This window comes from Vibrio pacinii DSM 19139, assembly GCF_000711795.1.
Taxonomy (GTDB): domain Bacteria; phylum Pseudomonadota; class Gammaproteobacteria; order Enterobacterales; family Vibrionaceae; genus Vibrio; species Vibrio pacinii.
This window is the reverse complement of sequence record NZ_JONH01000001.1, coordinates 288037-313027: the sequence shown is the minus strand read 5'-3', so window position 1 is coordinate 313027 and position 24991 is coordinate 288037. Positions and strand designations below refer to the sequence as shown.

Genomic DNA, 24991 nt, shown 5'->3' with positions numbered 1-24991 from the left:
TGATGATTTTAGTATAATTAAATCAATGAATTATGAACAAGAGTAAAGCGCACAGCGCTTTTCTCTTTGTATGACTTACGCTTTTCAGAGAAAAGGGCTTGTTGAAAACTCATCATATTGAATGGAGAGACGTAAGCGTGAATCACACTACTTTTATTCAGCAACTGCCTAAAGTCGAATTACATCTGCATATTGAAGGCACCCTTGAGCCTGACATGATGTTTCAACTGGCCCAGCGTAATCAAATTGCTTTGCCTTTTTCTACGTCTCAACAAGTGAAAGAGGCTTATCAGTTCAGCAATCTCCAGTCATTTCTTGATATCTATTATCAAGGTGCTAACGTTCTCATTCATCAACAAGATTTCTATGACCTGACGTGGGCTTATCTTATCCGTTGCTATGAGGACAATGTCATTCATACCGAAATCTTTTTTGATCCACAAACTCATACCGAGCGTGGGATTGAATTTGATACGGCGATCAATGGTATTTATCAAGCACTGCAAGAGGGTTATAGGCAACTTGGTATTAGCAGCCAAATCATCTTGTGTTTCTTACGTCATCTTGATGAAGAGAGTGCTTTTACCACCTTGTCTCAAGCAATGCCCCATAAAGATAAAATTGTTGCTGTTGGACTTGACTCATCAGAGCTAGGTCACCCTCCAGAAAAGTTTGCCCGAGTGTTTGCAAAGGCAATAGACGAGGGATTTTTGACGGTAGCTCATGCCGGTGAAGAAGGGCCGGTGAGCAATATCTATGACAGCCTAGAATTACTTAAAGTGAGCCGAGTCGATCATGGGGTTCGCTGCGCCGATGATGATGCGTTAGTCAATGTACTTGAGCAAAGTCAAATGCCGTTGACGGTTTGTCCACTTTCAAATACTAAGTTAAAAGTGTTTGCAACCATGAGTGAACACAATATTGTCGAGCTGTTACGCCGAGGCTTATGTGTGACGATTAACTCTGACGACCCGGCATATTTTGGCGGTTACATGACTGACAACTTTATCGCGGTGGCCGAGAGCCATGCGATCAGCCAGCAAGAGTTGGCGCAGTTTACCCGTAATGCTATCAACGCTAGTTTTATTAATGATATAGAAAAAAGCCGCTTACACAGTCAGTTAGAATCATTTCTCGCAGATGACGAGTGATTTTATCGCAATGAGCCACTAAACTAGAAGTTCGATTGTTGCGTATTAATGGGTGGTGATAAGGACAATCATCATTAGGCGCTTGCTACATTTTTTCTGTGCTCGATAAGGACTTTTATGCAACCTCACGTCAATCAAACCATTCCGTTATCTGAGCTAATGCTCTCGCTAACCACAGCGTTAGATATGACAGAAGGTCAACCGCCTGAACACTGTATTCGCTGTTGTTGGATCGGTATGCACCTTGGTGATGCAATGCAACTTGGCGACGAACAGCTGTATGATCTATTTTTCACACTGCTGCTCAAAGATGCCGGGTGTAGTAGCAATGCTGCACGTATTTGTGAACTCTATATGACCGATGATCGTTCCTTTAAGCGCAACTACAAAACTGTTGGTACGAGTCTGTCTAGTGCGATTAACTTTGTGGTGAAAAATACCGGGATCGGCCAGAGCTGGGTCACTCGGATCTCAGCCACCATCGATATTCTCAAAAATGGTAATGATTACGCTCAAGAGCTGATTGAAACCCGTTGTACTCGTGGTGCGGAGGTGGCCCGAGAGCTGCGATTTAATGAGCTGGTGGCAAGAGGTGTACACAGTTTAGATGAGCACTGGGATGGAACGGGGCGCCCGGAGCAACTCAAACACGATCAGATTCCGTTGTTTTCTCGCATTGCTTTGCTCGCTCAGGTGGTTGACGTGTTCCAATTTGAGCATGACTTAGACCGCGCGATTGCTGAAATTGAGGCCCGTAGTGGCAGTTGGTTTGACCCACAGTTAGTGGCGCACTTGGTCGATATATCACAACGAGCGAGCTTTGTTGAGGGGCTTAATGCGGCGGATATCGCTGAACGTGTGATGAGCCTCGCGCCCGCTCATGCCAGTGTCATTGTTGATGAAGAGTACCTCGATTGTATCGTTAGTGCGTTTGGTAAAATTGTCGACTCGAAGAGCCCTTATACTGCAGGTCATAGTGAACGTGTTGCCGTCTATACCGACTTAATTGCACAGGAACTCGGGATTGAGTTTGCTGAAAGGCAGTGGTTAAAACGCGCCGCCTTGCTGCATGATCTTGGCAAACTTGGTGTGAGCAATGCCATCTTAGATAAACCGGGTAAACTCGACGAACAAGAGTGGGAAGCCGTTAAATCACACGCAGCACTGACCGAACAAATTCTCAATTATTTAAAACCGTTTAAAGAGATGGCGTGGATCGCAGGCGCGCATCATGAAAAGCTCGATGGTACTGGTTACCCAAAACAGCTTAGTGCCGAACAAATTCCACTCTCAACCCGGATCATTACTACCGCGGATATTTTTGATGCCATCACGGCAGAAAGGCCATATCGGGGTGCGGTGCCCGTACCTAAGACCTTACTCATTATGCAAGAGAACCTTCATACCGCAATTGATGAACGCTGTTTCAACGCATTGAAAGCAGCGATTACCAAGTTGCCTAGCCATTATTTTGCAGAATCTGAATAGCCTAACCACGGACTTAGTGAGAAGAGAACAGTTGTTGGTGCAGTCTTTGAGCGTGCCCGTCAGTCATGGATGAAATGTAATCGGCTATCACGCGAAAACCTGCGCTATTGTTGTCGCACGCTGACCATTTCTGCCGTACGTTGACTGGCAGCAAGCGTTCAGGATCGGCGCTTAGGGCTTCAAAAATATCCATAATGATTTGTTGGCCTTTGTATTCAACGACTTGAACGTGCGGGACTTGAATAACATAGTCACTAACGAAGCGTTTCAAGATGTTGAGCGCTTTATCCATGGTCGGTTCGAGTACGGCGTTGAGTGCGAGCAGTTCACAATCAAATGGCGCCTCAACGGGTTTTATCGAAATACTGGTCAGTAGCGCATTAACCATGCCTCCGATGGCATCCTTACGTTGATAGTGTGTGCCAGAAAAAAGCATTTCTGTAATCGAATCAATATGTTTTTCAAACCATACATCGCCACACTCGGCAAGTTGACTGGCGGCTCCCTCAATCCATTGATGGCGATTGACCATACCGAGTACTAAGGCATCTTCAAGGTCGTGAACGCCGTAGGCAATATCATCAGAAAGCTCCATAATCGAACAATCAATTGACTTAAAGCGTGTTTTTTTATGCTGGTACTCAGATAGCGGTTCATCACGCATCTGACTAAACAAGGTTTTGTCTTGCTCGCTCAATGGCGCTAACACCCAATCGAACAAAGCTTTATCGCAATCATATAAGCCTTTCGCTGGCGCCCAATCGCGAGCGCGCAGTTGACGTTGATGTGAGACACTTGCAGGGATGACGGCAGCGCGAGTATGGCTAATTAACGCAGGGTATTTGATCAAACCTAACAAGGTGCGGCGCGCGAGGTTCATACCGAACAGCTCAGTATAGGGCTCTAATTTGGTCACAATACGAAAAGTTTGTGCATTGCCCTCGAAGCCGCCGTGTTCACGCATCATGTAGTTGAGAGCGACTTCTCCGCCGTGACCATAAGGGGGATGGCCGATATCGTGGGCAAGGCAGATTGAGTCGATTAAGCTATCACTCGGCAGCAAGTCGCGAAATTGCGGTTGTTTCTTTTTAAGTTGCGCGACAATGCCAGTGCCCAATTGAGCCGCTTCCAACGAGTGGGTTAAACGGGTACGGTGAAAGTCATCAAAACTGTTGCCATGAACTTGGGTTTTCGCTTGCAGACGGCGAAAGGCCGCCGAATGGAGAATGCGTGCGCGGTCTCGTTGGTATGGGCTTCGATGATCATCACGACGAATTTTATGTTCATCATCGTGACGGTCGTGCCATAAATCGCTGATTGGAATACCCATCGTCAACCTCTGTATGCTCACTCTTAGGTTAAAATTTATGATTTGAAAGTTACTCTATACTGAATGTTAGCTGATCTCATCAAGAGAAAGCTCAAAGCTGGGCGCGAAGGTATTAAGGAAATAGTCCATCTCTTCGGTGTAACGTTCTTTCAGTGTCACGTCCAAGCGCTTTTTAGCCAATGCATATTCATGGTTGCCCGCACTGAGCTCTTCAAGGCATTTTAAATAGGCGCAGATGGTATCCGCTTGCTTCACAATGGCTGCATCTTGAGGATGCGCTGACTGAGAGACCAAGTAAGGAGCAAAGTCATCGCGAAACTCTTCAGGCAGCATAGAAAGCAGCTTTTGTTCTGCTGCCGCTTCAATCTTTTTGTACTCTTTGGCAATGTCAGGATTGTAGTATTTTACCGGAGTCGGCAAATCGCCAGTCAGCACTTCGCTGGTATCGTGATACATGCCTAAAATAGCAATGCGTTCTGGGTTGAGATCGCCACCAAACTTTTTGTTTTTGATCACGGCCAAGGCATGGGCTACAAACGCCACCTGTAGACTATGCTCAGAGATATTTTCAGTCGACACTGAGCGCATCAAAGGCCAACGCTGGATGAGTTTCATGCGAGCAAGGTGGGCAAAAAAATGGCTTTCCTTTGGGTTGGTATTGGGCATGGATGACTCCTAAGCGTTAAAAATAAAAGGGTGCTCGATGAGCACCCTTTAAGCATATGAAAAATAGCGTCTAATTACTACTGACTGTATGTCGATAAGAAACGTTCAAAACGACCAATCGCCATTTCTAAATCTTCAACATGCGGCAGCGTAACAATACGGAAGTGATCCGGTTTCGGCCAGTTGAAGCCAGTGCCTTGAACCAACAACACTTTCTCTTGAATCAAGAAGTCGAGCACCATTTTCTGATCGTCTTTGATGTTATACCGTTTCGTGTCGATTTTTGGGAACAAGTACATCGCTCCTTTCGGCTTAACACACGAGACCCCGGGGATCTGATTGATAAGCTCAAAGGCGCGGTCACGCTGTTCAAGCAGACGCCCGCCAGGTAACAGCAGCTCATTAATACTTTGATAACCGCCCAGAGCGGTTTGAATGGCATGTTGCATCGGTACATTGGCGCACAAGCGCATTGACGACAGCATGTCGAGTCCGTTGATGTAGCCTTGTGCTTGGTGTTTTGGTCCGGTTAAGAACATCCAACCACCACGAAAACCACAAACACGGTACGCTTTCGACAGGCCGTTAAAGGTCACGACTAAAACATCTTCAGTGAGTGTGGCAACGGACGTATGGGTGGCGCCGTCGTAGAGCACTTTGTCGTAGATCTCATCAGCAAAAATAATCAGTTTGTGCTGACGAGCGATTTCGATCACTTCGAGTAAAAAGTCACGACTGTAAACCGCGCCCGTTGGGTTGTTTGGGTTGATCAACACAATACCACGTGTTTTAGGCGTGATTTTTTTCTTAATATCGTCGAGATCTGGATACCAGTCGGCCTGTTCATCACACAAGTAATGCACGGCTTTGCCACCAGAGAGTGCGACCGAAGCCGTCCACAACGGGTAGTCGGGCGCTGGGACCAACATTTCGTCGCCGTTATTGAGTAAAGCTTGCATTGCCATGACGATCAATTCAGAGGCGCCGTTACCGATGTAGACATCTTCAACATCAAGTGAACGTATTCCTTTACGTTGGTAATGTTGCACCACGGCTTTACGTGCTGAGTAGATACCTTTCGAGTCACAATACCCTTGTGAAGTCGGTAGGTTACGAATCACGTCGACCAGAATTTCGTCAGGGGCGTCAAAGCCAAATGGTGCGGGGTTACCAATGTTTAGCTTTAGTATTTTATGCCCCTCTTCCTCCATGCGCTTAGCATGTTTAAGTACAGGACCCCTAATGTCATAGCAGACATTGTCGAGTTTTGACGACATCCCGATATTTTGCATTGAATAAAACCTGAATTTATTGACATTCCTTTATTAAAGTAACTTAAAATGAGGTTACTTAGAATAAAAATCTGAGCCAATGGCGATAATTCCTGCCTTGTAGCACGCCCGTTATCACAGGAATATATAAAACATTACTGACATCCTTGATTTGAGTAAGGTCTATAAATAGAGTAGCGAGGTAAAATAATTAATAACTCCTATGCATACGAGGCTGATTTGTCTGACTTTCATCAAGCCGTTTCTGAACTGATTGAACGCGCTAAGGAAGCGCAACAGGGTGTAAACCGTCTGGTTCAAGTTCTTGAAAAAAAACCGGACTTTGCATTTGTCGACTGGTTGGACGCTCAACCAGTGTTCCCAAAGTTTTATTGGCAGTCTCGTGATACTCGTGAAGAAGTGGTCGCCTTAGGGCAATTGCACACCTTTGTCGACCCCGCTCCGGCCTATACTATTTTGGCTGATGACCAACGCGTTTGGGGTGGGCGTTCGTTTGACGGACAAACGGATAAAAACCGCCGCTGCATGTCGTCATTTTTTTTCCTCCCGCAAATTGAGCTGATTCGCTTTGATGACCAATGGTCACTTGCGATCAACTTGAATAGCGAGAAGCAGCGTACTCTAGCGAGCTTGTCTAAACTTCAGTTTGATGTTGCGCCACTGCGTGCCATTTCATCGCATATTGAATCAATTCAACATATTCCTGAGCAACACCAATGGTCTGATTTGGTCAACAAAGTGTTGCAAGGTATCGAAAATGAACAGTTTAAAAAAGTGGTCTTGGCACGTAAAACGACCCTAACTTTAGATAAGCCCCTATGTGCGGCACAACTGCTAAAGTCGAGCTATCTGCAAAATCATCACAGCTTTCATTTTTTGCTCGCCTTTGATAAAAAACACTGTTTTATCGGTTCCACACCTGAGCGACTTTATGCCCGTCAAGGGCAAGAGCTCAACACGGAGGCGCTGGCTGGCACCATTGGGCGTGGCCAAAATGCCGCTCAGGATATGGCGCTGGCCAATTGGCTCGCGAGTGATAGCAAAAATCTCAACGAAAACCAGTATGTTGTCGATGATATTATTGACAGACTGTCACCACATTCAGATCAGGTGTCAGTAGAACAAGACACAAGATTAGTTCGATTGCGTAAAGTGCAACATCTCAAACGCAACATTCGTGCCCATCTGCATAAAGGCACTAACGGTGTTCAATTGCTTGAGGCGTTACAGCCGACGGCGGCTGTGGCGGGTTTGCCACGTAAAGCATCGATGGCGTTTATCCAGCAGCATGAGCCGTTTGCACGCGGCTGGTATGCAGGTTCAATGGGGTTCATTAGCCATCAGCGCGCAGAGTTCTGTGTCGCGATTCGCAGTGCCTTGGTAGTGGATGATCAGGTTCAGCTGTTCGCTGGCGCGGGCATTGTGCCGGGGTCGATAGCTGAACACGAGTGGCAAGAGCTGGATAAAAAAATGTCGACGCTGCTGTCACTGATTTCAGACCATCCTTCTTTGGGAGTGGCTTCATAGATGATGACCAAGGCAATAGAACAGGCGGTGATCAATCGTATTTGGTGCCAAACCTTGCTTGAAGAGCTGACCCGTTTCGGTGTCAGCGATATTTGTATCGCTCCTGGTTCACGTTCGACACCTTTAACTTTGGAAGCGGACGAGAATCAAAAGCTCACCCTGCACACTCATTTTGATGAGAGAGGTTTAGGCTTTCTTGCGTTAGGGTTGGCTAAAGCAAGCAATAAACCGGTCGCCATTGTCGTTACTTCAGGTACCGCCGTAGCCAATTTGCTTCCGGCGATCGCAGAAGCCAAACTTACTGGTGAGAAACTCGTGGTATTAACCGCAGATAGACCACTTGAGTTGGTCGGTTGCGGTGCCAATCAGGCCATTGTTCAGTCGGGGATATTTTCTCACCATGTAACCGCAGCGCTTGATCTGCCAAGTCCAAATTTACTCACACCCCTTAAATGGCTACTGACCTCGATTGATCAGTTGCTGATTCAACAGAACAAGCAGGGCAGTGCGGTACACATTAATTGCCCCTTCCCAGAACCGCTTTATAGTGAACAGCCAAAAGCGCTTTATCAAGACTACCTTGATGAAGTGGCTCGATGGCAGCAAAGTGAGCGCCCTTACTGTCAGCAGTGGTCTACCGATCGCCAGGCGACTGTACCGACAGCAAGTTTTGTCGATAAGAAAGGCGTCATCGTGCTCGGTTGTGTGACCGTGAGTGAAGCTAAAAAAGCGCAGCAATTGGCACACAAACTGGGTTGGCCGCTATTGTGCGATCCTCAATCTGGTGTTTGTTCTGATTGGGCGCACTATGACTTGTGGCTGCAACATCACCAACGAGCCGAGGTCATTAATCAATGTCAACTGGTGCTGCAAGTGGGCGCGCGAATTGTCTCTAAGCGGCTAAATCAATGGTTAACCGAACAAGTTGAACGGCGCGATGCTGATTATCATTACCTTTCGCCTAATGGAGCGAGAAACAATCAAGCGCATTTGATGCAGATTCATCACCAGTGTGAGATTGGCTGTTTTTTTGACTCATTACTGGCGAGATGGCCAACCATAGGCCACACCACAACCGGGTGGGCTGATAGCTTGACTGAAGTTGCGGAACAGGTAGCGTTGCTGGCTCTGACCCATTTAAATCGTGACGCTAATGTCGATGAAATTTCATTGGCATTGACGGTCGACAAACTTCCTAAATCAAGCCAGATCTTTTTCGGTAACAGTTTATTTGTTCGTCTGGTTGATATGTTTGGTCGCCTTGATGGTTATGAGGTTTATTCGAATCGAGGCGCGTCAGGAATTGATGGCATCATTGCCACTGCCGCGGGTGTAATGCGGGTGACAAATCGCCCGACAACGCTATTCATTGGTGATACTTCAGCGTTGTACGATATTAATTCGCTCGCCCTGCTGACCAAACAAACGACCCCTATGGTTATTGTGGTCACCAATAACGACGGCGGCGCTATATTTGACTTGTTGCCAGTACCAGAGCAGCAGAAGCAAACGTTGTATCAGATGCCACATGGTTATGACTTTGAATTTGCGGCGAAACAATTCAAATTAGGTTATACGCGGCCACAAACCTTGGCAGAGTATCAACATGCCGTTGAGGTGCATTTGAGTAGCGGTAAAGGGGCGTTGTTAGTCGAGATCCAAACGCCAGCCAATCAAGCGTCAAACCAACTTAAAGAGTTTGTGCGTCAAGTTCATGCTTTATAGTCGCGCCAGTGCCAACATTAATACCACTAACCAAGCCGTGTTGGTGTTTTTGCACGGATTATTGGGTTCAGGACAAGATTGGCATTCAGTGACCGAGCACTTAAGCCCTCGGCCATATATTTGTCTTGACCTACCGGGTCATGGCGTGAGCGCTCTTGACGCTTGTCGTCATTTTGGTGATTGTTGCAAGCAAATTTCTGACACACTCCTTACCCATATTATGCCGCACAGGCCTATAGTGCTGGTGGGCTATTCACTGGGTGGTCGGATTGCGATGTCAGGGATTGCAAATGGCGATTTTGCTCAGCTCAATGTGCAGATGTTGATCGTCGAAGGAGGAAACTTTGGCCTTTCGCACCGAGATGCAAAGCAAGCGCGATGGCTTAGTGATAGTCACTGGGCGGCGCGGTTTAGAAATGAGCCGATTGAACAGGTGTTAAGCGATTGGTATCAACAGCCCGTATTTAGTTCGCTAAACCATGAGCAAAGACAACAACTGATAACGAAACGCAGTGCTAATCTTGGCCCGTCGGTGGCGAATATGCTCGAGGCGACCTCGCTCGCTAAACAAGATGACTTACTCGATGAACTAAAACGTACACGAGTAAAAACACATTACATTTGTGGTGAAAAAGATCATAAATTTAGTCAGTTGGCTAAGCTAAGCGGTTTGTCTTTTAGCCAGGTAGTCAATGCTGGGCACAATGTTCATTTAGAGCAGCCCCAAGCATTCGCAGACATAATCAATGCTCAGTTGAAGCTTAATGGTTTGAGCTGAGTCACTAAGTAACAGAATAGGAATCACCATGGCAAAAACAGTCGGTATCTCAGAAGAAGAACTTTATGCACCCGTAAACTGGAATGACTGCAGCGGTGAATATGAAGATATTCAGTACCACAAATCGGCAGATGGTATTGCCAAGATCACCATCGCCCGTCCGCAAGTTCACAATGCATTTCGGCCACAAACTGTCAAAGAGATGATTAATGCGTTAGCGGATGCTCGTTATGATGAAGGGGTGGGCGTTATTATCCTGACGGGGCTTGGAGAGAAAGCATTTTGCTCTGGTGGCGATCAGAAAATCCGTGGTGACTACGGCGGTTACCAAGACGATTCAGGTACCCACCACCTCAATGTGCTCGACTTTCAACGTCAAATTCGTACCTGCCCTAAACCCGTGATTGCTGCGGTAGCAGGTTGGGCTGTGGGTGGTGGTCATGTATTACACATGATGTGTGATCTGACCATCGCTGCTGAGAACGCCCAGTTTGGCCAAACTGGGCCAAAAGTAGGCTCGTTTGACGGCGGTTGGGGAGCGTCGTACATGGCGCGTATTGTCGGCCAGAAAAAAGCGCGTGAAATTTGGTTCCTATGTCGCTTTTATGACGCCCAAGAGGCGTTAGATATGGGGTTGGTTAACACGGTTGTGCCAATTGAGTCGTTAGAGAAAGAGACCGTACGCTGGTGCCGAGAGACCTTGCAACATAGCCCAATGGCGCTGCGTTGTCTTAAAGCGGCGCTCAATGCTGACTGTGATGGTCAAGCGGGTTTGCAAGAGCTAGCGGGCAATGCGACGATGATGTTCTACATGACGGAAGAGGGGCAAGAAGGCCGCAATGCGTTTAACGAAAAACGTCGCCCTGACTTCAACAAGTTTCCACGTAATCCTTAATACTTGCCAATCTAACTAAATCTGCTTTACGCGCCAACCAGACTGGCGCGTAATCGTAATAGTGATACTTGAATATCGAGTATCACTGATTGGCATTGGGTGGAAACAAAATCAATCATCATCATTCTAACTGCTAAGGTTAGAGGGTGATAACAATGATAAAAGAATGAATAAAGGATTAAGCTATGAGATCAGCCAAACTCTATCGCTATGAATTGCCGATGGACAGTGGGGTGATTCTGCGAGAGCAACGCTTAACGGTGCGAGAAGGGTTTATTGTTGAACTGGCACTGGATGACAAAATAGGTCGTGGTGAAATTGCGCCGTTGCCGGGTTTTAGTCTCGAGAGCCTCGAGGAAACTTACGCTCAACTGGTTGAGCAACTTGCTCTGTGGTCACAAGGTGTTGAACTTGATTTAGAGCCATTGTTTCCTTCCGTCGCATTTGGTTTGTCGATGGCGCAACTTGAGCTCGATGACATTCTGCCTGAGCAAGGCTGTTATCAAGCGGCGCCGTTATGCTCAGGTGATCCTGATGAACTGCTGCCAAAACTCAATGCGATGAGCGGAGAAAAAGTCGCCAAGATTAAAGTTGGCCTTTACGAGCCGATTCGTGATGGCATGCTTGTTAGTCTATTTTTGGAGTCGATTCCGGATTTGACATTGCGCTTAGATGCCAATCGCGCATGGACGTCAGAAAAAGCGCTGCAGTTCGCTAAGAAAATCGCCCCATCACTGCGTCAGCGTATTGCGTTTATTGAAGAGCCTTGTCAGTCGCCGGGCGAAAGCTTTTCATTTGCCATCGCGACTGGTATTGCCATCGCCTGGGATGAAACGTTGCAACATTCTGTACGCAAAGATGACTTTAAACTGCAAGATTACAATGGTGCTAAAGCGATCATTATTAAACCGACTTTGATTGGCTCAATTGAGCGTTGCGCCGAGTTAATCGCCACTGCTAAATCGCTAGGAATTAAAGTCATCATTAGTTCGAGTATTGAGTCGAGTCTAGGCTTAACTCAGCTTGCACGGTTTGCTGCATGGCAATTACCGCAAGAGACCCCAGGATTAGACACGATAGGGTTGTTTGCTCAGCAGTTGGAAGTCGAGTGGCCAGGCTGTGAGCTTCCTGTTGTGCCACTTAACCAACAAGCGCTTATCTGGCAGTCATGAGTTCCTTGCTTAAACACTGGGCTCATCAGAGCCCTTTATTGCCTGCTTTAATCACACCAACACATCAATACACTTGGCGTGAGCTAGCCGATAAGGTTGATCAAGTGGCTGCAGGGTTAACACAGCAGGGGATCCAAGCTGGACATGTGATCACCAGTGTTGGCAAGAATAGCGTTGAGCAATTGCTGGTTTACTTAGCGTGTCTTGAATTAGGCGCGATTAATGCGTTGACCATGCCGCAGACAAAAAGCGAACTTGACGTTAAATTAGCGACACTCTATCAAGATCCGCGCGAGTCCCATGTTTGGTTTACTCAGCCATTATCATCTGCGCCTTGTACGGCCACGATTACTCTTGAAACCGAGCATATTTTTCAGACCGATTATACTTATAAAACCGATTGCACCTATCAAACAGATCATGCGCCGATGTCGTTACACCCTGATGCGCAAAGCCGTTATGATCAAGATGCATTAGCCTCGATTGTCTTTACCTCTGGCTCGACTGGAACGCCGAAAGCGGTGGCGCACTGTTCTCGTCAGCATCTTGCTTCTGCGCAGGGGCTATTGGCCGTTTTCCCGTTCAAGCAAGGCGACTGTTGGTTGCTCAGTTTGCCGCTTTATCACGTGTCGGGATTGGCGATTGTCTATCGTTGGCTATTGAGTGGTGCAGGCCTTAAAGTGGGTAGTGGCGAGTTAAGTCAAGATATTCAAGGTGTCACACACGCCTCGTTAGTGGCGACTCAATTGCGAAGACTGCTCGACAGTGCGCAGCCGTTACAATTAAAGCAAGTGTTGCTTGGTGGTGGCCATGTTGATCATGGGTTAAGTCAGCAAGCGGCGCAGCGAGGGATCGAGACCTGGCTAGGTTATGGCTTAACCGAAGCCGCCTCTACGGTGACGGCTAAGCGAGTGGATAGCACGTACAGTGCAGGTCGTCTGCTAGCAAAACGGCGTTTAAAGCTAGAGGGACAAAGCATCTACATTGGAGGTGAAACCTTAGCGTCGGGTTACTATCAATGTGGACAGTTAACACCGTTAACAGTCAATGGTTGGTTTGATACTAAGGATTTGGGTGAGTGGGTAGGAGACGAATTAAGAATTATTGGTCGAGCTGACAATCAGTTTATCTCTGGCGGTGAAAACATTCATTGTGAAGAGATTGAGCAAGTATTAAATCGGCATCCTATGATTGATTTCGCCATCGTCGTGCCAGTTGAAGATCTCGAGTTTGGTCATCGTCCGGTGGCGGTCATAATAACGTCCGATGGTTTTGATAGTGGCATCATGCCTGAGTATCTTGACAGTCAACTAAGCCGATTTAAGTGGCCCATCGCCTACTATACGATGCCAGCGGGTTTAAGCGAGAATGGCATTAAAATATCACGCCACGCCGTAAAGCAGTGGTTGAAATTGAATTATCCAACTCAGGGATAATACGGTGTGATCGAAAATGTGTTGTGGCTGCATAATTATTGCTTAAAGTCACATGCTGAGTGACGGTTTTTGCATTCGATCGTCGTTCAGCGAGATAATCACCGGGTGTAATTAGCTAGGGTCGCCTTTGTCGTATGGATAGCACTTCTATCACTTTTTCCAATCAACAGGAACTGGATATCCTGCTTGAATCGGTTAATCACCACTACTCAAACCCACTTGTACAACTATTCTCAAACCAAGCACAAGGTGAAGTTCAGGGTTATTGCTTATCACTGCGTATCAAGTGGCCAAGCGCTGTTGTGATTGGCAGTAGTGCTGAGCATAAAATAGACCAAGGTAAAATCACGCGCCAGCAGACAGTCGCCGTTATTAGTCAATTTGAACAAGTACGATTGACGAGCGCAGTGGCTCATTTTTCACCGACAGAGCGTCATGCTACGCATCAATTACGTCAAGAGCTGGCGATCACCGATGAGACAAAAGCGATCCTCTGTTTTGCTGACCGTTTAAGCGCCAACGATGAAGACCTTTTTCAAGCATTTCGTCATGACACGGTTCCAATCGCTGGTGGCGCAACCACGGTAACGAATCATGGCCGTTGGGCGATGCTCAATGGTGAGTTCTATCAAAACGCTTTAGTCGCTGTCGCGTTTCACTCAGCCACACTGCATGTTTGGCAAAAATCCTACAACGAGTGGAACCCGATTGGTCAAACATTTGTCGTGACCAAAGCGCAAGGGAATCGGGTATTTGAACTCAACCATCAAGCGATTGGCCATATTTATCGTCGTTACCTAGCCGATGGCGAACACTTTGCACCGGAGTTATTGATTGGCTTTCCGATGATGAAAGGTGATCAGCAAGATCAAGAACTTGCCACGCCAGTCGCGGTGTTAGAAGACTTGAGTATTGAATTTGATCAGCCTTTAGAGCAAGGGGATAAGGTTCGATTCTGTTATGACCACCCTGAGCTGACCATACAGCAGGTCAAGCAGGGCGCCTTTCATCTTGCCCACCTGCAACCGGATGCTATTTTTGTTTATAACTGTACATCGCGCCTCGATTTTATTGAGGGCAATGCGGAACTAGAGCCCTTACAGTCGGTCGCAGATTGCTATGGCTTCTACTGCATGGGAGAGCTGTACAAAGAGCAGCAACAACAAAGGGTGCTGCATCATAGTCTGACGTTACTGGCGATGCGCGAAGGGGAGGCGAAACAAGATATAGTACTACCTAACGTCGATGCGTCTTCGACTATGTCGCCACTGTTTTCGATGATTCGCAATTCATTTTCAGATCTAGAAAACTACAATCAAATCATGCAAGACAAGATTGAAAGTCAGGCGAATGCGCTGGTCTCAAGTTATCGCACTGATCGTCGCACTGGGCTTCCCAATCGAGCGGTGTTGATCGAAAATATCGCTGAGATGGGGCTAGATGACAGCTTACTCAATGTAAAAATTAATAACCTAACCGATATCAATGAGAAATATGGTTACTCGGTTGGCGACAATCTTTTGGTGATGTTAACTTCATTTTTCGCCCAGTTGGTCAGTGACCACTTACCTCAAGGAGCAAAGCTTTACAGCATCGGAATTGGGGAGTGGGCGACGGTGTTCAGCAACCCGTTGCCAATGCACGAGGTAAGGCGTCGATTTGAGCGGCTACTTGAGCAAGTCGAATCTGTCGACTTTAAAGGATTCTCGTTTTTAGATAGTACCCATCTTGCTGTATCGATCAGTGCTGGTATTGTGCAGAAAAAGGCGTTTATGTCGTGTTCTGATGACGCACTGTTGTTTAAGTCAATTGAAGCACGCCGTCACGCTAACAAGACCAATCAGTCTTTTGTTGATGCCAATGATTTAATTCAGCAAGAGGAGCAACGTCGCGACCGTCTCGAAAAGCTCTCTATCACTAACCATGCGATTGCCCAGCGCAATATTGAGCCCTATGTGCAACCCATTTTTGATGCGACTACCCGAATGCTCAGCAACTATGAATGCTTGGCGCGCTTAACTCATGGGTCAAAAGTTCTGCCGCCGGGTTACTTTTTACCTTTGATTCAAGGTACACGGTTATACAACAAAATGAGCCAACTAATGATCAACCATAGTTTTGAGTTGATGCAGCCTCGTAATGAGAAGTTTTCGCTCAACCTTTCCCATCAAGATATCGTTAACGATACAACCTTAGAGTTGCTTGAGTCGAATATACTGTCCCTGCAAGACCCAACTCGAGTCGGTATCGAAATTGTTGAATCTGAACAAATTCACGACTTTGAGCGGATGAGCGAAGTCTGTAATCATTTTAGAAGGATGGGGGTGACGATTATTGTTGATGACTTTGGTTCGGGTTATTCGAACCTCGATGAAATCATCAAAATTGAGCCGGATATTATTAAGCTTGATGGCAGCTTGATTCGCTATATTGATGTTGACTCTAAACAGCGTAAAGTCGCCTCTCAATTAGTAAGACTATGCAATGTGTTTGGCGCTAAAACGGTGGCGGAATTTGTTCATAACCAAGCGGTATGTGACATCGCGACTGAGTTGGGCGTCGATTACTTGCAAGGTTTCTACCTAGGAGAGCCGACAAAACTCACTTAGTTAATTTGGTAATTTCATAGTGCCAATACGAATTTAGTAATCATATAACCCTGATTCATAATAAAGCAAATATAAAAGGAATTAGGGTATAACGATGTTAAGAGTCGGGTTGATCGCAGCGATTATAGTGCAAATTATCATCGCGATTAATAGTGACGGTTTGATTCGTTCATTAATGGAGTTGTCTGCGTTTGTTTCAACCCTAGTGTTAGTGCGAAACATCAAGCTTGCTAGCCGAGCAAAAAGTGTCCGCCAAGCCAGAGAGCATTAATGCAGCGTTAACCACGCCAGCGAACTGACCGAAATTAATCCCCACAAGATCACACCAAACAGCAAGGGTTTTGGCCCGGCCCTTTTTAGCTTCTCGAACGAAATACCACAGCCAATCAAAAACAGACACACCACCAATGCACGTTTTGCGATGTCGAAGATCGCTTGGTACACCAACTCAAACTGTGGTAGAAAATCACTCACTGCAATTGCCGCGCAATAAAAGAAAATAAAGTAAGGTATGGTTATTTTCTTCGAATCATTGCGAAACAAAAAAGCGCTGAACAGAGCCACTGGAATGATCCACAATGCACGAGCCAATTTTAACGTGGTTGCGGTAGTCAGCGCTTGCTCACCGTAGGCAGAGGCAGCACCAACAACCGAAGACGTATCGTGAATTGCAATCGCAGCCCAAGTGCCGAAGGTGATTTGGTCTAGCTCGAGTGCATGGCCGATGACCGGAAACACAAACAAGGCAATTGAGTTAAGGACAAACACCGTTGCTAGTGCTAATCCTACTTGGTCATCTTTGGCTTGAATCGCGGGAGCAACTGCGGCAATCGCACTGCCGCCACAAATCGCTGTTCCTGACGAGATCAAATAGCTTGTTTCCCGGTTCAATCCGAGTAACTTTGCTAACCACCACCCCACCAATAATGTGCCCATGATCGTCACAACAATCAGACCTATGCCGTCTGAAGTCACGGCAAGGGCTTGTTGAAACTGGATGCCAAACCCTAAACCTACAATCGAATACGCAAGCAGCTTTTTGGTGATCTTGGCAAGGTTAACGGTGGTAGGGACTAGACCTAATGAGGCAAGCAAGAAACCGATCACTAACGCCGTTGGTGATGAGATAAGTGGCGTTAAACAGATTGCCGCGGCAATCCAGAAGGGTGATGACTTAGAAAGTGAGTTCATAATCAGTAAGATATTTTATGTGAGGACGCAGTGTATCGAAACCATCGCGATAAAGAGAGCCGATTGTATTGAACAAGCGTTAAGAAAAACTTAACGCTTGTGGTTAGCAAACCGTCGAAGGCTAACGCCAATCGCCGCGCAGTTGTGCAACTTTTTGTTGCATCATGGCAGTCGACGCCAACTCGGGTGGTACAGGTTCGCCCACTTCTATCTCAATACGAGACCAGTAACGTGTAGGTAGCCCCTGACACGCCTTGCCTTTGTGTCGACTGAAATAGCTTCCCCACATACCTTTTAACGCAACTGGAATGACAGGTACTGGGCTGCGTTTCAAAATGATGTCCATGCCGCGCAGAAAAGGGTGGATTTCACCGTCAGGGGTCAGGCGGCCTTCTGGAAAAATACACACGATATGGCCTTGTTCAAGGGCATGTTCAACTTGATTGAAAGCGCGAATGATAGAGCGGCGGTTGGTGGCCGAAATAGGAATTACCCCCGCGCGGCTAAGAAACTTTTTCAGCGCTGGTGTATTGGCATACTCTTCTTCCATGACAAAACGAATCAAGCGTGGACAGACAGCGCTAAGCAACAGGGCATCCATATAACTGACGTGGTTACAAACCAGTAATGCGCCTTGTTTTTCTGGTAAGTGGTGCAAGTTCTTGTGCGATACACGGTACATAGTATGGGTCAGCACCCACAGCAGAAAGCGTACGACAAAGATCGGCACTTGAATAAACAAATAACTCGCAACAAGGAAGTTCAATATTGCCAGTAATAGGAATAGTTGAGGAATCGTCAGTTCTAAAAGTGATAAACAGACGATACCCAGAACCGCACTGCCAACCATAAACAGTGAATTGAAAATGTTGAGTGCGGCAATCACTTGAGCGCGTTGTTTTACTTGAGCGCGTTGTTGCATGAGGGCGTAAAGAGGCACAATGAACACGCCACCAGAGGCGCCAAGTAGCAATAGGTAAGCAAACAGTGGCCAAAGTGGTGAGTAGTGAATCAATTCACTGAAGCTGGTTATGTTCGACATCGTCTCCGGTACAGAGGTCGCCATTAAAGCGCCAAAGACGGTAATGCCTAAGCTACCCAAGGGAACGATGCCCACTTCGATACGATGATTGGATAATTTGTCGCAAGCAAGCGACCCTAATGCAATACCGATAGAAAACAGGGCCAACAGAAAGGAGACCGCACTTTCACTGCCGTTGAGGTGTAGCTTGGTAAAGTTCGGGAATTGAGTTAAGTACGCCGCGCCCAGAAACCAAAACCAGCTAATCGCCATCAGTGCTTTAAATATAGTAGGGTCAGCCTTGGCAATGGCAATGGTTTGTTTGGTCTGCTTAATCGGCTGCCAGCGAAACTTGAGGCTAGGGTTGCTTGCTGGCGCGCAAGGGATCGAACGGCTTGAAATATAGCCAAGAAGAGCAAACACAATGACGCACGCGGCTGCAACATATTTAGCATCATCGGCTGAAGCAATCACTCCGGCGCCCAGTGTGCCAAGAAGAATCGCTAAGAAGGTTCCTGTCTCGACTAACGCATTACCTGGTACTAATTCATTGGCTTTTAATTGTTGGGGCAACAGGGCGTACTTGACCGGGCCAAAGAAGGCGGATTGTGTACCCATTAAGAACAGTAATATCAGCAGAATAACGTAGCTTTCAGTGATAAAGCCGATAGCGCCAAGGCACATGATGGCAATTTCAGCCAATTTAACCTTACGGATAAACCAGGATTTTTCGTATTTATCAGCTAATACCCCAGCCGATGCCGAAAAAAGAAAAAAGGGTAAAATGAACAGCCCAGCGGCGAGGTTGATAAATAGATTGCTTGAGACAGGTAAAGCGCCGACACCTGCGAAAGCCACAAACAACAACAAAACATTTTTAAAGATGTTGTCATTAAATGCGCCAAAAAACTGGGTGATGAAGTATGGTAGAAAGCGCTTTTGCTTCATCAAAGAAGCTTGATTTTGTGGCATTGTTTAGCCTTAGTTGGTGAATTTACCAGTTGCTTAAGTAATGGGACAAAAGATTGCTAATCAATTCTTTACCGTCGATAGGTTCAGCGGCAAAAAATTTATCGTCGACGCTTAAGAGCGTAATACCATGTACGCCAGACCACAGAACACGGCTCGCTCTAAGCACATCAGCGGCGCTGCGCTGTGGCGCGAGTGTTTGAAGTAGGCCCTCTAGCATGTTGGTCATGGCGTTAATTCTTTGCGCCTGCCAATCTGGTAGTGGATCGCCATTCATGTTGTGCTCGAAAATTAATTGCCAGCGATGAGGATGACGCAGCGCAAAATCGTGATAGCAGTAAGCTAAATCATACAGTGCAGCCTCAGCATCTTGGCTGCGCTTGACTACGGTATTTGCCTCGGCTGAAAGTTCATCCAAAGTTTGGGCAACGGTGTGCAATAAGAGTAGGTTATAGCTGCCGAAGACATTGACTAAAGTACTTGGGACATAACCAATCATATTCGCAATTTTTCTCAAGCTTAACTCATGATAAGAGTGGGTTGCCAAAAACTTTTTGACAGTATTAAGCGTGAGCGCCACCAGTTCTTCTCGAGTATGATCGTTTCTTCTAGCCATGATAAAAATCTGTAATGAACAACGTTCAATATTTTATGAGCGAAGGGAGAGAGCGTCAACGTTGCCGATCATTATTTGCAATATTCTGATACATCAAACTGCAATGTTTTAGTTGAAACTGGTGAGCTGGACGTTACTATGGTGTGATAAATAAAAGACTTAATCCGATTAAGAACCTTAAGGAAGAACATGAAACGACTCTTTTCCCTTGTTGCACTGCTTATGGTCTCAGTCGCGATCACCCCGATCGCTGAGGCTAAAAAGTTCGGTGGCGGCAAATCTTTTGGCAAAAGCTTTAAAACAGCGCCTGCGCCAAAACAGCAACAACAGAACACCAATACGCTAGGCAAAGACCAAACCACAAAAACTCAATCAAGCAAGAAGGGGTTAATGGGCGGGTTAATGGGCGGCCTACTTGCAGGCGGTCTACTTGCGGCTTTCTTTGGTGGCGCTTTTGAGGGTATCCAATTTATGGATATCTTGATCATGGGCTTGATTGCTTTTGTTATCTTCAAGTTGATGCGTAGCATGCTTGGCGCTAAGCAGGGCAGTATGAACCAACATCGTCAGCAACCTGCGTTTGGCGGTTCTGCGTCTAAGTTTGAGCAACCGAACATGCATAACTTTGAGCAACCGCAAGCAGGCGCTAATCAAGGTGGCTTTGGTTTTGGTGCTCAAACGGATGTTCCGCACCGTTACCCTGAAGGATTTGATCAAACTGCCTTTATCAACGGTTCTCGTGAGCACTACCGAATTTTGCAAGGTGCGTGGAATCACAACCAGCTTGAGACGATTGAAGAATACGTGTCACCAAGCTTGTTTGCCGACCTACAAGCGGAGCGAGCTAAGCTTGAAGGTGAGCAGCATACTGACGTCATGTATGTCGATGCAGAAATTGTTCGTGCTGATTGCGATGCAAGCAAAGCACAGTTGAGCCTACAGTTCAGTGGTCGTTACCGCGACTCAGTTGAAGGTATTGAAGAGAACATCGAAGATATCTGGCACTTAGAGCGCGACCTAACGGTACCGAATGCACCGTGGTTGATTGTTGGCATTCAAGGTTAATCACCATCGATTTAAACAACGCCCGAGCTCTTAGCTTGGGCGTTTTTGTATTGAGTAAATAATAGTGAGGCTGTTACACTTTACCCACTAAAACAATAATCGAAAGGTAAGTAAAGTGGCTGAATTTAAATACAAAAATTTATCTCAACAAGAGCAAGACAAACTCGATGCAGCGGTATTTCGCCGTTTGCTAACTCATCTAGATGACAACAAAGACGTGCAAAACATCGACTTGATGATCTTGGCCGGTTTCTGTCGTAACTGTTTTAGTAAATGGTATAAAGCAGAGGCTGACAGTCAAGGCGTAGCGCTCGAGATTGACGATGCACGTGAGCGTGTTTATGGCATGACTTACGACGAGTGGAAACAAAACCACCAACCGAAAGCAACATCAGAGCAATTGGCGGCTTTTGAGGCACGTCAAAATAAACAATAAATAAAAACGCCATTGAGGATAACTCAGTGGCGTTTTTTCTATCGAGTCTTAAAATGCTTATGCGCTCAGCTCACCTGTGGCTTCAAAGGTTTCAAGTTTTGCGAGATAAGGTTGCAGATCGCCAATATTGTCTTTGATCCACTGCTGGTTGTAATAAGTATCCAAATAACGCTCACCGCTGTCACACAGCAGTGTCACAATCGAGCCCTTTTCACCACGTAATTTCATTTCACTGGCGAGTTGTAAAACGCCATACAAATTGGTGCCCGTGGAGGCCCCCACTTTACGTCCTAATATTTTCTCTAGCCAGTGCGCCGTGGCCACCGAGGCCGCATCTGCGATAGTACGCATTTCATCGACCACACCAGGAATAAAACTTGGCTCGACACGAGGGCGACCAATCCCTTCAATTTTGCTGCCACATTCGCCGATGAGATTTTTGTTGCCAGTGCGAAAGTAGTCGTGAAACACTGAATTCTCAGGGTCAACAACGCATAGCTTCGTGTCGTGCATTTGATAACGAATAAAGCGGCCAATGGTTGCTGATGTACCGCCAGTTCCTGGGCTCATGACTACCCACGCTGGAATAGGGTGATCTTCTAATTCCATTTGGCTAAAAATAGAGTTAGCAATATTGTTGTTACCGCGCCAGTCGGTGGCACGTTCTGCGTAAGTGAACTGATCCATGTAATGGCCGTTGAGCTCTTTCGCAAGGCGACGCGACTCGGCGTAGATTTGATCTGAGCGGTCAACTAAATGTGCCTGACCACCATAAAATTCAATCTGTTCGATTTTTTTACGTGCGGTACATTTGGGCATCACTGCAATAAACGGCAGCCCGAGAAGTCGTGCGAAGTAGGCCTCAGAGACGGCAGTACTGCCAGATGATGATTCAATAATCGTGGTTTCTGGCCCGACCCAACCATTACAGATGGCATAGAGAAACAGTGAACGTGCCAGACGATGTTTGAGCGAACCGGTTGGATGTGTACTTTCATCTTTAAGATAGATATCAATGCCGGCAACACTGGGTAAATCAAGCTTAATTAAGTGAGTATCAGCGCTACGCTGGTAATCGGCTTCAATTTTACGTACCGCGTTGTTAATCCAGTCATGATCAGTACACATAGTTTTCTCCTTAGAATCGTTATAGAACTAATTTATCGATTGTTGCAGAGAAAAACTTTGCTTTTTTTGCTTCCATTTGCTTTATTTGGAGAATTATTTTCTCTTTTGTGTCTGTATGGAAATTGAATTAGATAAGATTGATCGAAAAATACTCGATCTATTACAAAACGATGCCACCTTGTCATTAAACGATCTCGCGGAGGCGGTCAATCTAACCACGACACCGTGTTGGAAACGGCTCAAAAAGCTTGAAGAGGCGGGGGTGATTCAAAAGCGTGTCGCTTTGCTCAATCCAGAGAAATTGGGTCTGTCTTTCACCGCTTTTGTACTGGTCAAAACCAGTGACCATTCCCATGAGTGGTATCGTCAATTTGTTTCTACCGCGTGCGAGTTTCCTGAGGTGATGGAGTTTTACCGCATGGCTGGTGAGTATGACTACATGTTGAAGGTGTTAGTCAAAGATATGCACTGTTTCGACCGTTTCTACAAAAAATTGGTTAATTCTGTCGCTGGTCTGTCGAATGTCACGTCTACTTTTGCTATGGAGCCGCTGAAGTATACGACCGCGCTACCGATTAGTAGCGAAGGCTCACAGTAACCACATTGAATCGCTTATCACCACTGCGCCCACGACAATGAGCGCAGCGGTATTGATGCTATTGGTTAAAACGCATAACGCCTTCTTGCACTGCTGAGGCGACTAAGTCACCAGCACGATTATAAATCTCTCCTCGTACTAAACCGCGCGTATTCGATGCGGTCGGGCTCTCAATCACATACAGTAACCATTCATCCATCTTGAATGGGCGATGGAACCAAATCGAGTGGTCAATAGTGGCAACCTGGAACTTAGGCGTCATTAGCGAAACACCGTGCGGAAGCAGCGCCGTGACTAAAAACCCCCAGTCAGATGCATAACCGAGCAAATATTGGTGAATTAACTGATCATCAGGTACTTCACCATTCGCCTTGATCCACAGATATTGTTTTGGCTCTACTTTTTCTGGTTTGAGTGGGTTAACCACTGTCACTGGGCGCATTTCAATCGGCTTCTCACCGCAGAACGTCTTCTTCATTTTTTCTGGTAAGAACGCCTCGATTTGAGCGGCTAACTGTGATTCTGAGGCAAAGTTTTCCGGCCCGGGGATATCTGGCATGGTGTTTTGATGCTCAAAACCCGGGGCTTCACCATGGTATGAGGCAGTGAGATAGAAAATTGGCCGACCATTTTGAATCGCTTTGACACGTCTGGTACTAAAACTGCGTCCGTCACGCAGGTTTTCAACATCATAAATAATGGGCTTTTCTGGATCGCCAGGGTAGAGGAAGTAGCTGTGAAACGAATGTACCGTGCGATCGGCATCAACGCTATAACGAGCAGCCGAAAGCGCTTGGCCAATGACTTGCCCACCATAAACTTGAGGCAGTCCCAAGTTTTCACTTTGACCTCTGAAGAGGCCCTCTTCGAGCTTTTCTAATTGCAGTAAGTCTAATAACTCATTGAGAGGTTTACTCATTATTGAACCCTTGATTTGATATTATGCAGATATTCTACGCCTATTAGTGACAATTAAAACAGCGGCTGCGACGAGATTGTCATCGTGGCGTAATTTGGGTCAGAGTCTTGTTAATTCACCGTCACTACCATGACATTAGTATAGCGACTACCTATAATTAACTATAATTTAATAAGTTAAGTGAGGTTTTATGAAAAAGTCATTAGGCTTGATTCTAGCCGTTGTGTTCGGGGGCGTATTGGTTGGCTGCCAAAACTCAGAGCAGGAAGCGCCGCAAGCGAAGATCGATCATGTTACTGGTATTGTTGCTTATCGTGAGCGCATTGCATTACCTGATGACGCCGTGATTACCATCAAACTAGAAGATGTCTCACTTGCCGATGCTCCGTCTAAAGTGATTGCTAAGCACCGGTTTGAAAGTAACGGCGCCCAAGTCCCATTCGAGTTTGACCTTGCTTACGACACCAGTAAAATTGAAGCACGCCATCGTTATAGTGTGAGTGCGCGAATTGAAGTTGATGGTCAACTGCGCTTTATCACCGATACCTCATACCCAGTCATTACGGACGCTAACCATACTGAAAGTGTTAACTTACGCTTGGTAGGCGTCGGTAACTAACGCGATTACAATGGCAGCGCTCACGGCTGCCATTGGTATTGCCGCAGCGCGATTTTTCCATCCGGTGACACGGCTACTCCCTCTGCCATCAAGGCTTGCCGCTGCCGATCAAGATCTTGTCCTTGCAAAGAAATACGTCCTTGGCTGTTTATGACCCGAAACCAAGGCAGTTTGCTGTCATTGGGTAAGTGACTTAATGCTTTACCAACATGACGGGCGTAACCAGGGTAACCCGCCATTTTCGCCACTTCACCGTAGGTTGTTACTTTACCAAACGGAATTTGGTGAATTACAGCAAAGATTTGGATTAAAAACTGATCCATAATGAAAGTGTCCTAGTTCAAGTTTCCAAGGAATGGA

At 46.4% G+C, this 24991-nt stretch carries 23 protein-coding genes; 14 read left to right on the top strand and 9 right to left on the bottom strand.

The annotated features are described in order from the left end of the window. Window positions 1-137: 137 nt before the first annotated feature. Window positions 138-1151 (top strand): adenosine deaminase, encoded by a 1014-nt coding sequence (locus BS19_RS01300; RefSeq protein ID WP_038172857.1) that lies wholly within the window; start codon window positions 138-140, stop codon window positions 1149-1151. Between the two features lie 117 nt (window positions 1152-1268). Beyond that, complete coding sequence (locus BS19_RS01295) at window positions 1269-2639, top strand: HD-GYP domain-containing protein (RefSeq protein ID WP_038172856.1); 1371 nt, start codon at window positions 1269-1271, stop codon at window positions 2637-2639. A 13-nt stretch (window positions 2640-2652) separates the two neighbouring features. On the opposite strand, the gene BS19_RS01290 is transcribed toward BS19_RS01295, so the two are convergent. From BS19_RS01290 to BS19_RS01280, 3 genes are all read right to left on the bottom strand, one after another. After that, window positions 2653-3969, bottom strand: coding sequence for an anti-phage deoxyguanosine triphosphatase (locus BS19_RS01290; RefSeq protein WP_038172855.1), 1317 nt, complete (start codon window positions 3967-3969; stop codon window positions 2653-2655). Between the two features lie 66 nt (window positions 3970-4035). Continuing rightward, window positions 4036-4635, bottom strand: coding sequence for a 5'-deoxynucleotidase (yfbR, locus tag BS19_RS01285; RefSeq protein ID WP_038172853.1), 600 nt, complete (start codon window positions 4633-4635; stop codon window positions 4036-4038). A 77-nt stretch (window positions 4636-4712) separates the two neighbouring features. Beyond that, complete coding sequence (locus tag BS19_RS01280) at window positions 4713-5927, bottom strand: pyridoxal phosphate-dependent aminotransferase (RefSeq protein WP_038172851.1); 1215 nt, start codon at window positions 5925-5927, stop codon at window positions 4713-4715. A gap of 219 nt (window positions 5928-6146) precedes the next feature. On the opposite strand from BS19_RS01280, the gene BS19_RS01275 reads away from it, so the two are divergent. The 8 genes from BS19_RS01275 (at window position 6147) to BS19_RS20345 (ending at window position 16340) form a co-directional block, all read left to right on the top strand. Beyond that, complete coding sequence (locus BS19_RS01275) at window positions 6147-7454, top strand: isochorismate synthase (protein ID WP_038172849.1); 1308 nt, start codon at window positions 6147-6149, stop codon at window positions 7452-7454. Then, entirely contained in the window at window positions 7455-9179 is a 1725-nt protein-coding gene (gene menD / locus BS19_RS01270) for a 2-succinyl-5-enolpyruvyl-6-hydroxy-3-cyclohexene-1-carboxylic-acid synthase (RefSeq protein ID WP_038172848.1), read from the top strand. Further along, window positions 9169-9957 (top strand): 2-succinyl-6-hydroxy-2,4-cyclohexadiene-1-carboxylate synthase, encoded by a 789-nt coding sequence (menH, locus tag BS19_RS01265; RefSeq protein WP_038172847.1) that lies wholly within the window; start codon window positions 9169-9171, stop codon window positions 9955-9957. Before menD ends, menH begins: the two co-directional genes overlap by 11 nt. 28 nt (window positions 9958-9985) lie before the next feature. Continuing rightward, a complete protein-coding gene (menB, locus tag BS19_RS01260; protein WP_038172846.1) occupies window positions 9986-10852 on the top strand; it encodes a 1,4-dihydroxy-2-naphthoyl-CoA synthase in 867 nt (288 codons plus the stop codon). A gap of 185 nt (window positions 10853-11037) precedes the next feature. Then, window positions 11038-12024, top strand: coding sequence for an o-succinylbenzoate synthase (menC, locus tag BS19_RS01255; RefSeq protein WP_038172845.1), 987 nt, complete (start codon window positions 11038-11040; stop codon window positions 12022-12024). After that, window positions 12021-13460 (top strand): o-succinylbenzoate--CoA ligase, encoded by a 1440-nt coding sequence (gene menE, locus BS19_RS01250; RefSeq protein ID WP_038172844.1) that lies wholly within the window; start codon window positions 12021-12023, stop codon window positions 13458-13460. Before menC ends, menE begins: the two co-directional genes overlap by 4 nt. A gap of 134 nt (window positions 13461-13594) precedes the next feature. Then, window positions 13595-16069: a sensor domain-containing phosphodiesterase gene (locus BS19_RS01245; protein ID WP_038172843.1), complete on the top strand. Its 2475-nt coding sequence runs from the start codon at window positions 13595-13597 to the stop codon at window positions 16067-16069. A gap of 94 nt (window positions 16070-16163) precedes the next feature. Next, entirely contained in the window at window positions 16164-16340 is a 177-nt protein-coding gene (locus tag BS19_RS20345; RefSeq protein WP_169738996.1) for a hypothetical protein, read from the top strand. Here BS19_RS20345 and BS19_RS01240 read toward each other — a convergent pair. From BS19_RS01240 to BS19_RS01230, 3 genes are all read right to left on the bottom strand, one after another. Further along, complete coding sequence (locus tag BS19_RS01240; protein ID WP_038172842.1) at window positions 16337-17260, bottom strand: YeiH family protein; 924 nt, start codon at window positions 17258-17260, stop codon at window positions 16337-16339. The genes BS19_RS20345 and BS19_RS01240 overlap by 4 nt on opposite strands. 121 nt (window positions 17261-17381) lie before the next feature. Continuing rightward, window positions 17382-19253, bottom strand: coding sequence for an MFS transporter (locus tag BS19_RS01235; RefSeq protein ID WP_038172840.1), 1872 nt, complete (start codon window positions 19251-19253; stop codon window positions 17382-17384). Between the two features lie 22 nt (window positions 19254-19275). Continuing rightward, the gene (locus BS19_RS01230) at window positions 19276-19866 is read right to left on the bottom strand and encodes a TetR/AcrR family transcriptional regulator (protein ID WP_038172838.1); all 591 of its coding nucleotides are present in this window, start codon (window positions 19864-19866) and stop codon (window positions 19276-19278) included. Between the two features lie 189 nt (window positions 19867-20055). Between BS19_RS01230 and BS19_RS01225 the strand changes: the two genes are divergently transcribed. Together BS19_RS01225 and BS19_RS01220 are read left to right on the top strand one after the other, a co-directional pair. Further along, complete coding sequence (locus BS19_RS01225; protein WP_038172836.1) at window positions 20056-20931, top strand: Tim44 domain-containing protein; 876 nt, start codon at window positions 20056-20058, stop codon at window positions 20929-20931. A gap of 115 nt (window positions 20932-21046) precedes the next feature. Further along, on the top strand, window positions 21047-21367 hold the full coding sequence (locus tag BS19_RS01220; RefSeq protein WP_038172834.1) for a DUF1244 domain-containing protein: 321 nt from the start codon (window positions 21047-21049) through the stop codon (window positions 21365-21367). A gap of 57 nt (window positions 21368-21424) precedes the next feature. On the opposite strand, the gene BS19_RS01215 is transcribed toward BS19_RS01220, so the two are convergent. Next, window positions 21425-22495 carry a PLP-dependent cysteine synthase family protein gene (locus tag BS19_RS01215; RefSeq protein WP_038172832.1) on the bottom strand — a complete coding sequence of 357 codons (1071 nt, stop codon included), beginning with the start codon at window positions 22493-22495 and terminating at the stop codon, window positions 21425-21427. Between the two features lie 115 nt (window positions 22496-22610). On the opposite strand from BS19_RS01215, the gene BS19_RS01210 reads away from it, so the two are divergent. Further along, window positions 22611-23093, top strand: a complete 483-nt coding sequence (locus BS19_RS01210) for an Lrp/AsnC family transcriptional regulator (RefSeq protein ID WP_211252979.1) — start codon at window positions 22611-22613, stop codon at window positions 23091-23093. 58 nt (window positions 23094-23151) lie between these two features. Here BS19_RS01210 and tesB read toward each other — a convergent pair whose 3' ends face one another. Continuing rightward, window positions 23152-24012 (bottom strand): acyl-CoA thioesterase II, encoded by an 861-nt coding sequence (tesB, locus tag BS19_RS01205; RefSeq protein ID WP_038172830.1) that lies wholly within the window; start codon window positions 24010-24012, stop codon window positions 23152-23154. A 190-nt stretch (window positions 24013-24202) separates the two neighbouring features. Between tesB and BS19_RS01200 the strand changes: the two genes are divergently transcribed. After that, entirely contained in the window at window positions 24203-24631 is a 429-nt protein-coding gene (locus BS19_RS01200) for a YbaY family lipoprotein (RefSeq protein ID WP_038172829.1), read from the top strand. 20 nt (window positions 24632-24651) lie between these two features. Here the strand turns inward: BS19_RS01200 and BS19_RS01195 are convergent, their stop codons facing one another. After that, complete coding sequence (locus BS19_RS01195) at window positions 24652-24954, bottom strand: DNA base-flipping protein (RefSeq protein WP_038172827.1); 303 nt, start codon at window positions 24952-24954, stop codon at window positions 24652-24654. Window positions 24955-24991 lie beyond the last annotated feature (37 nt).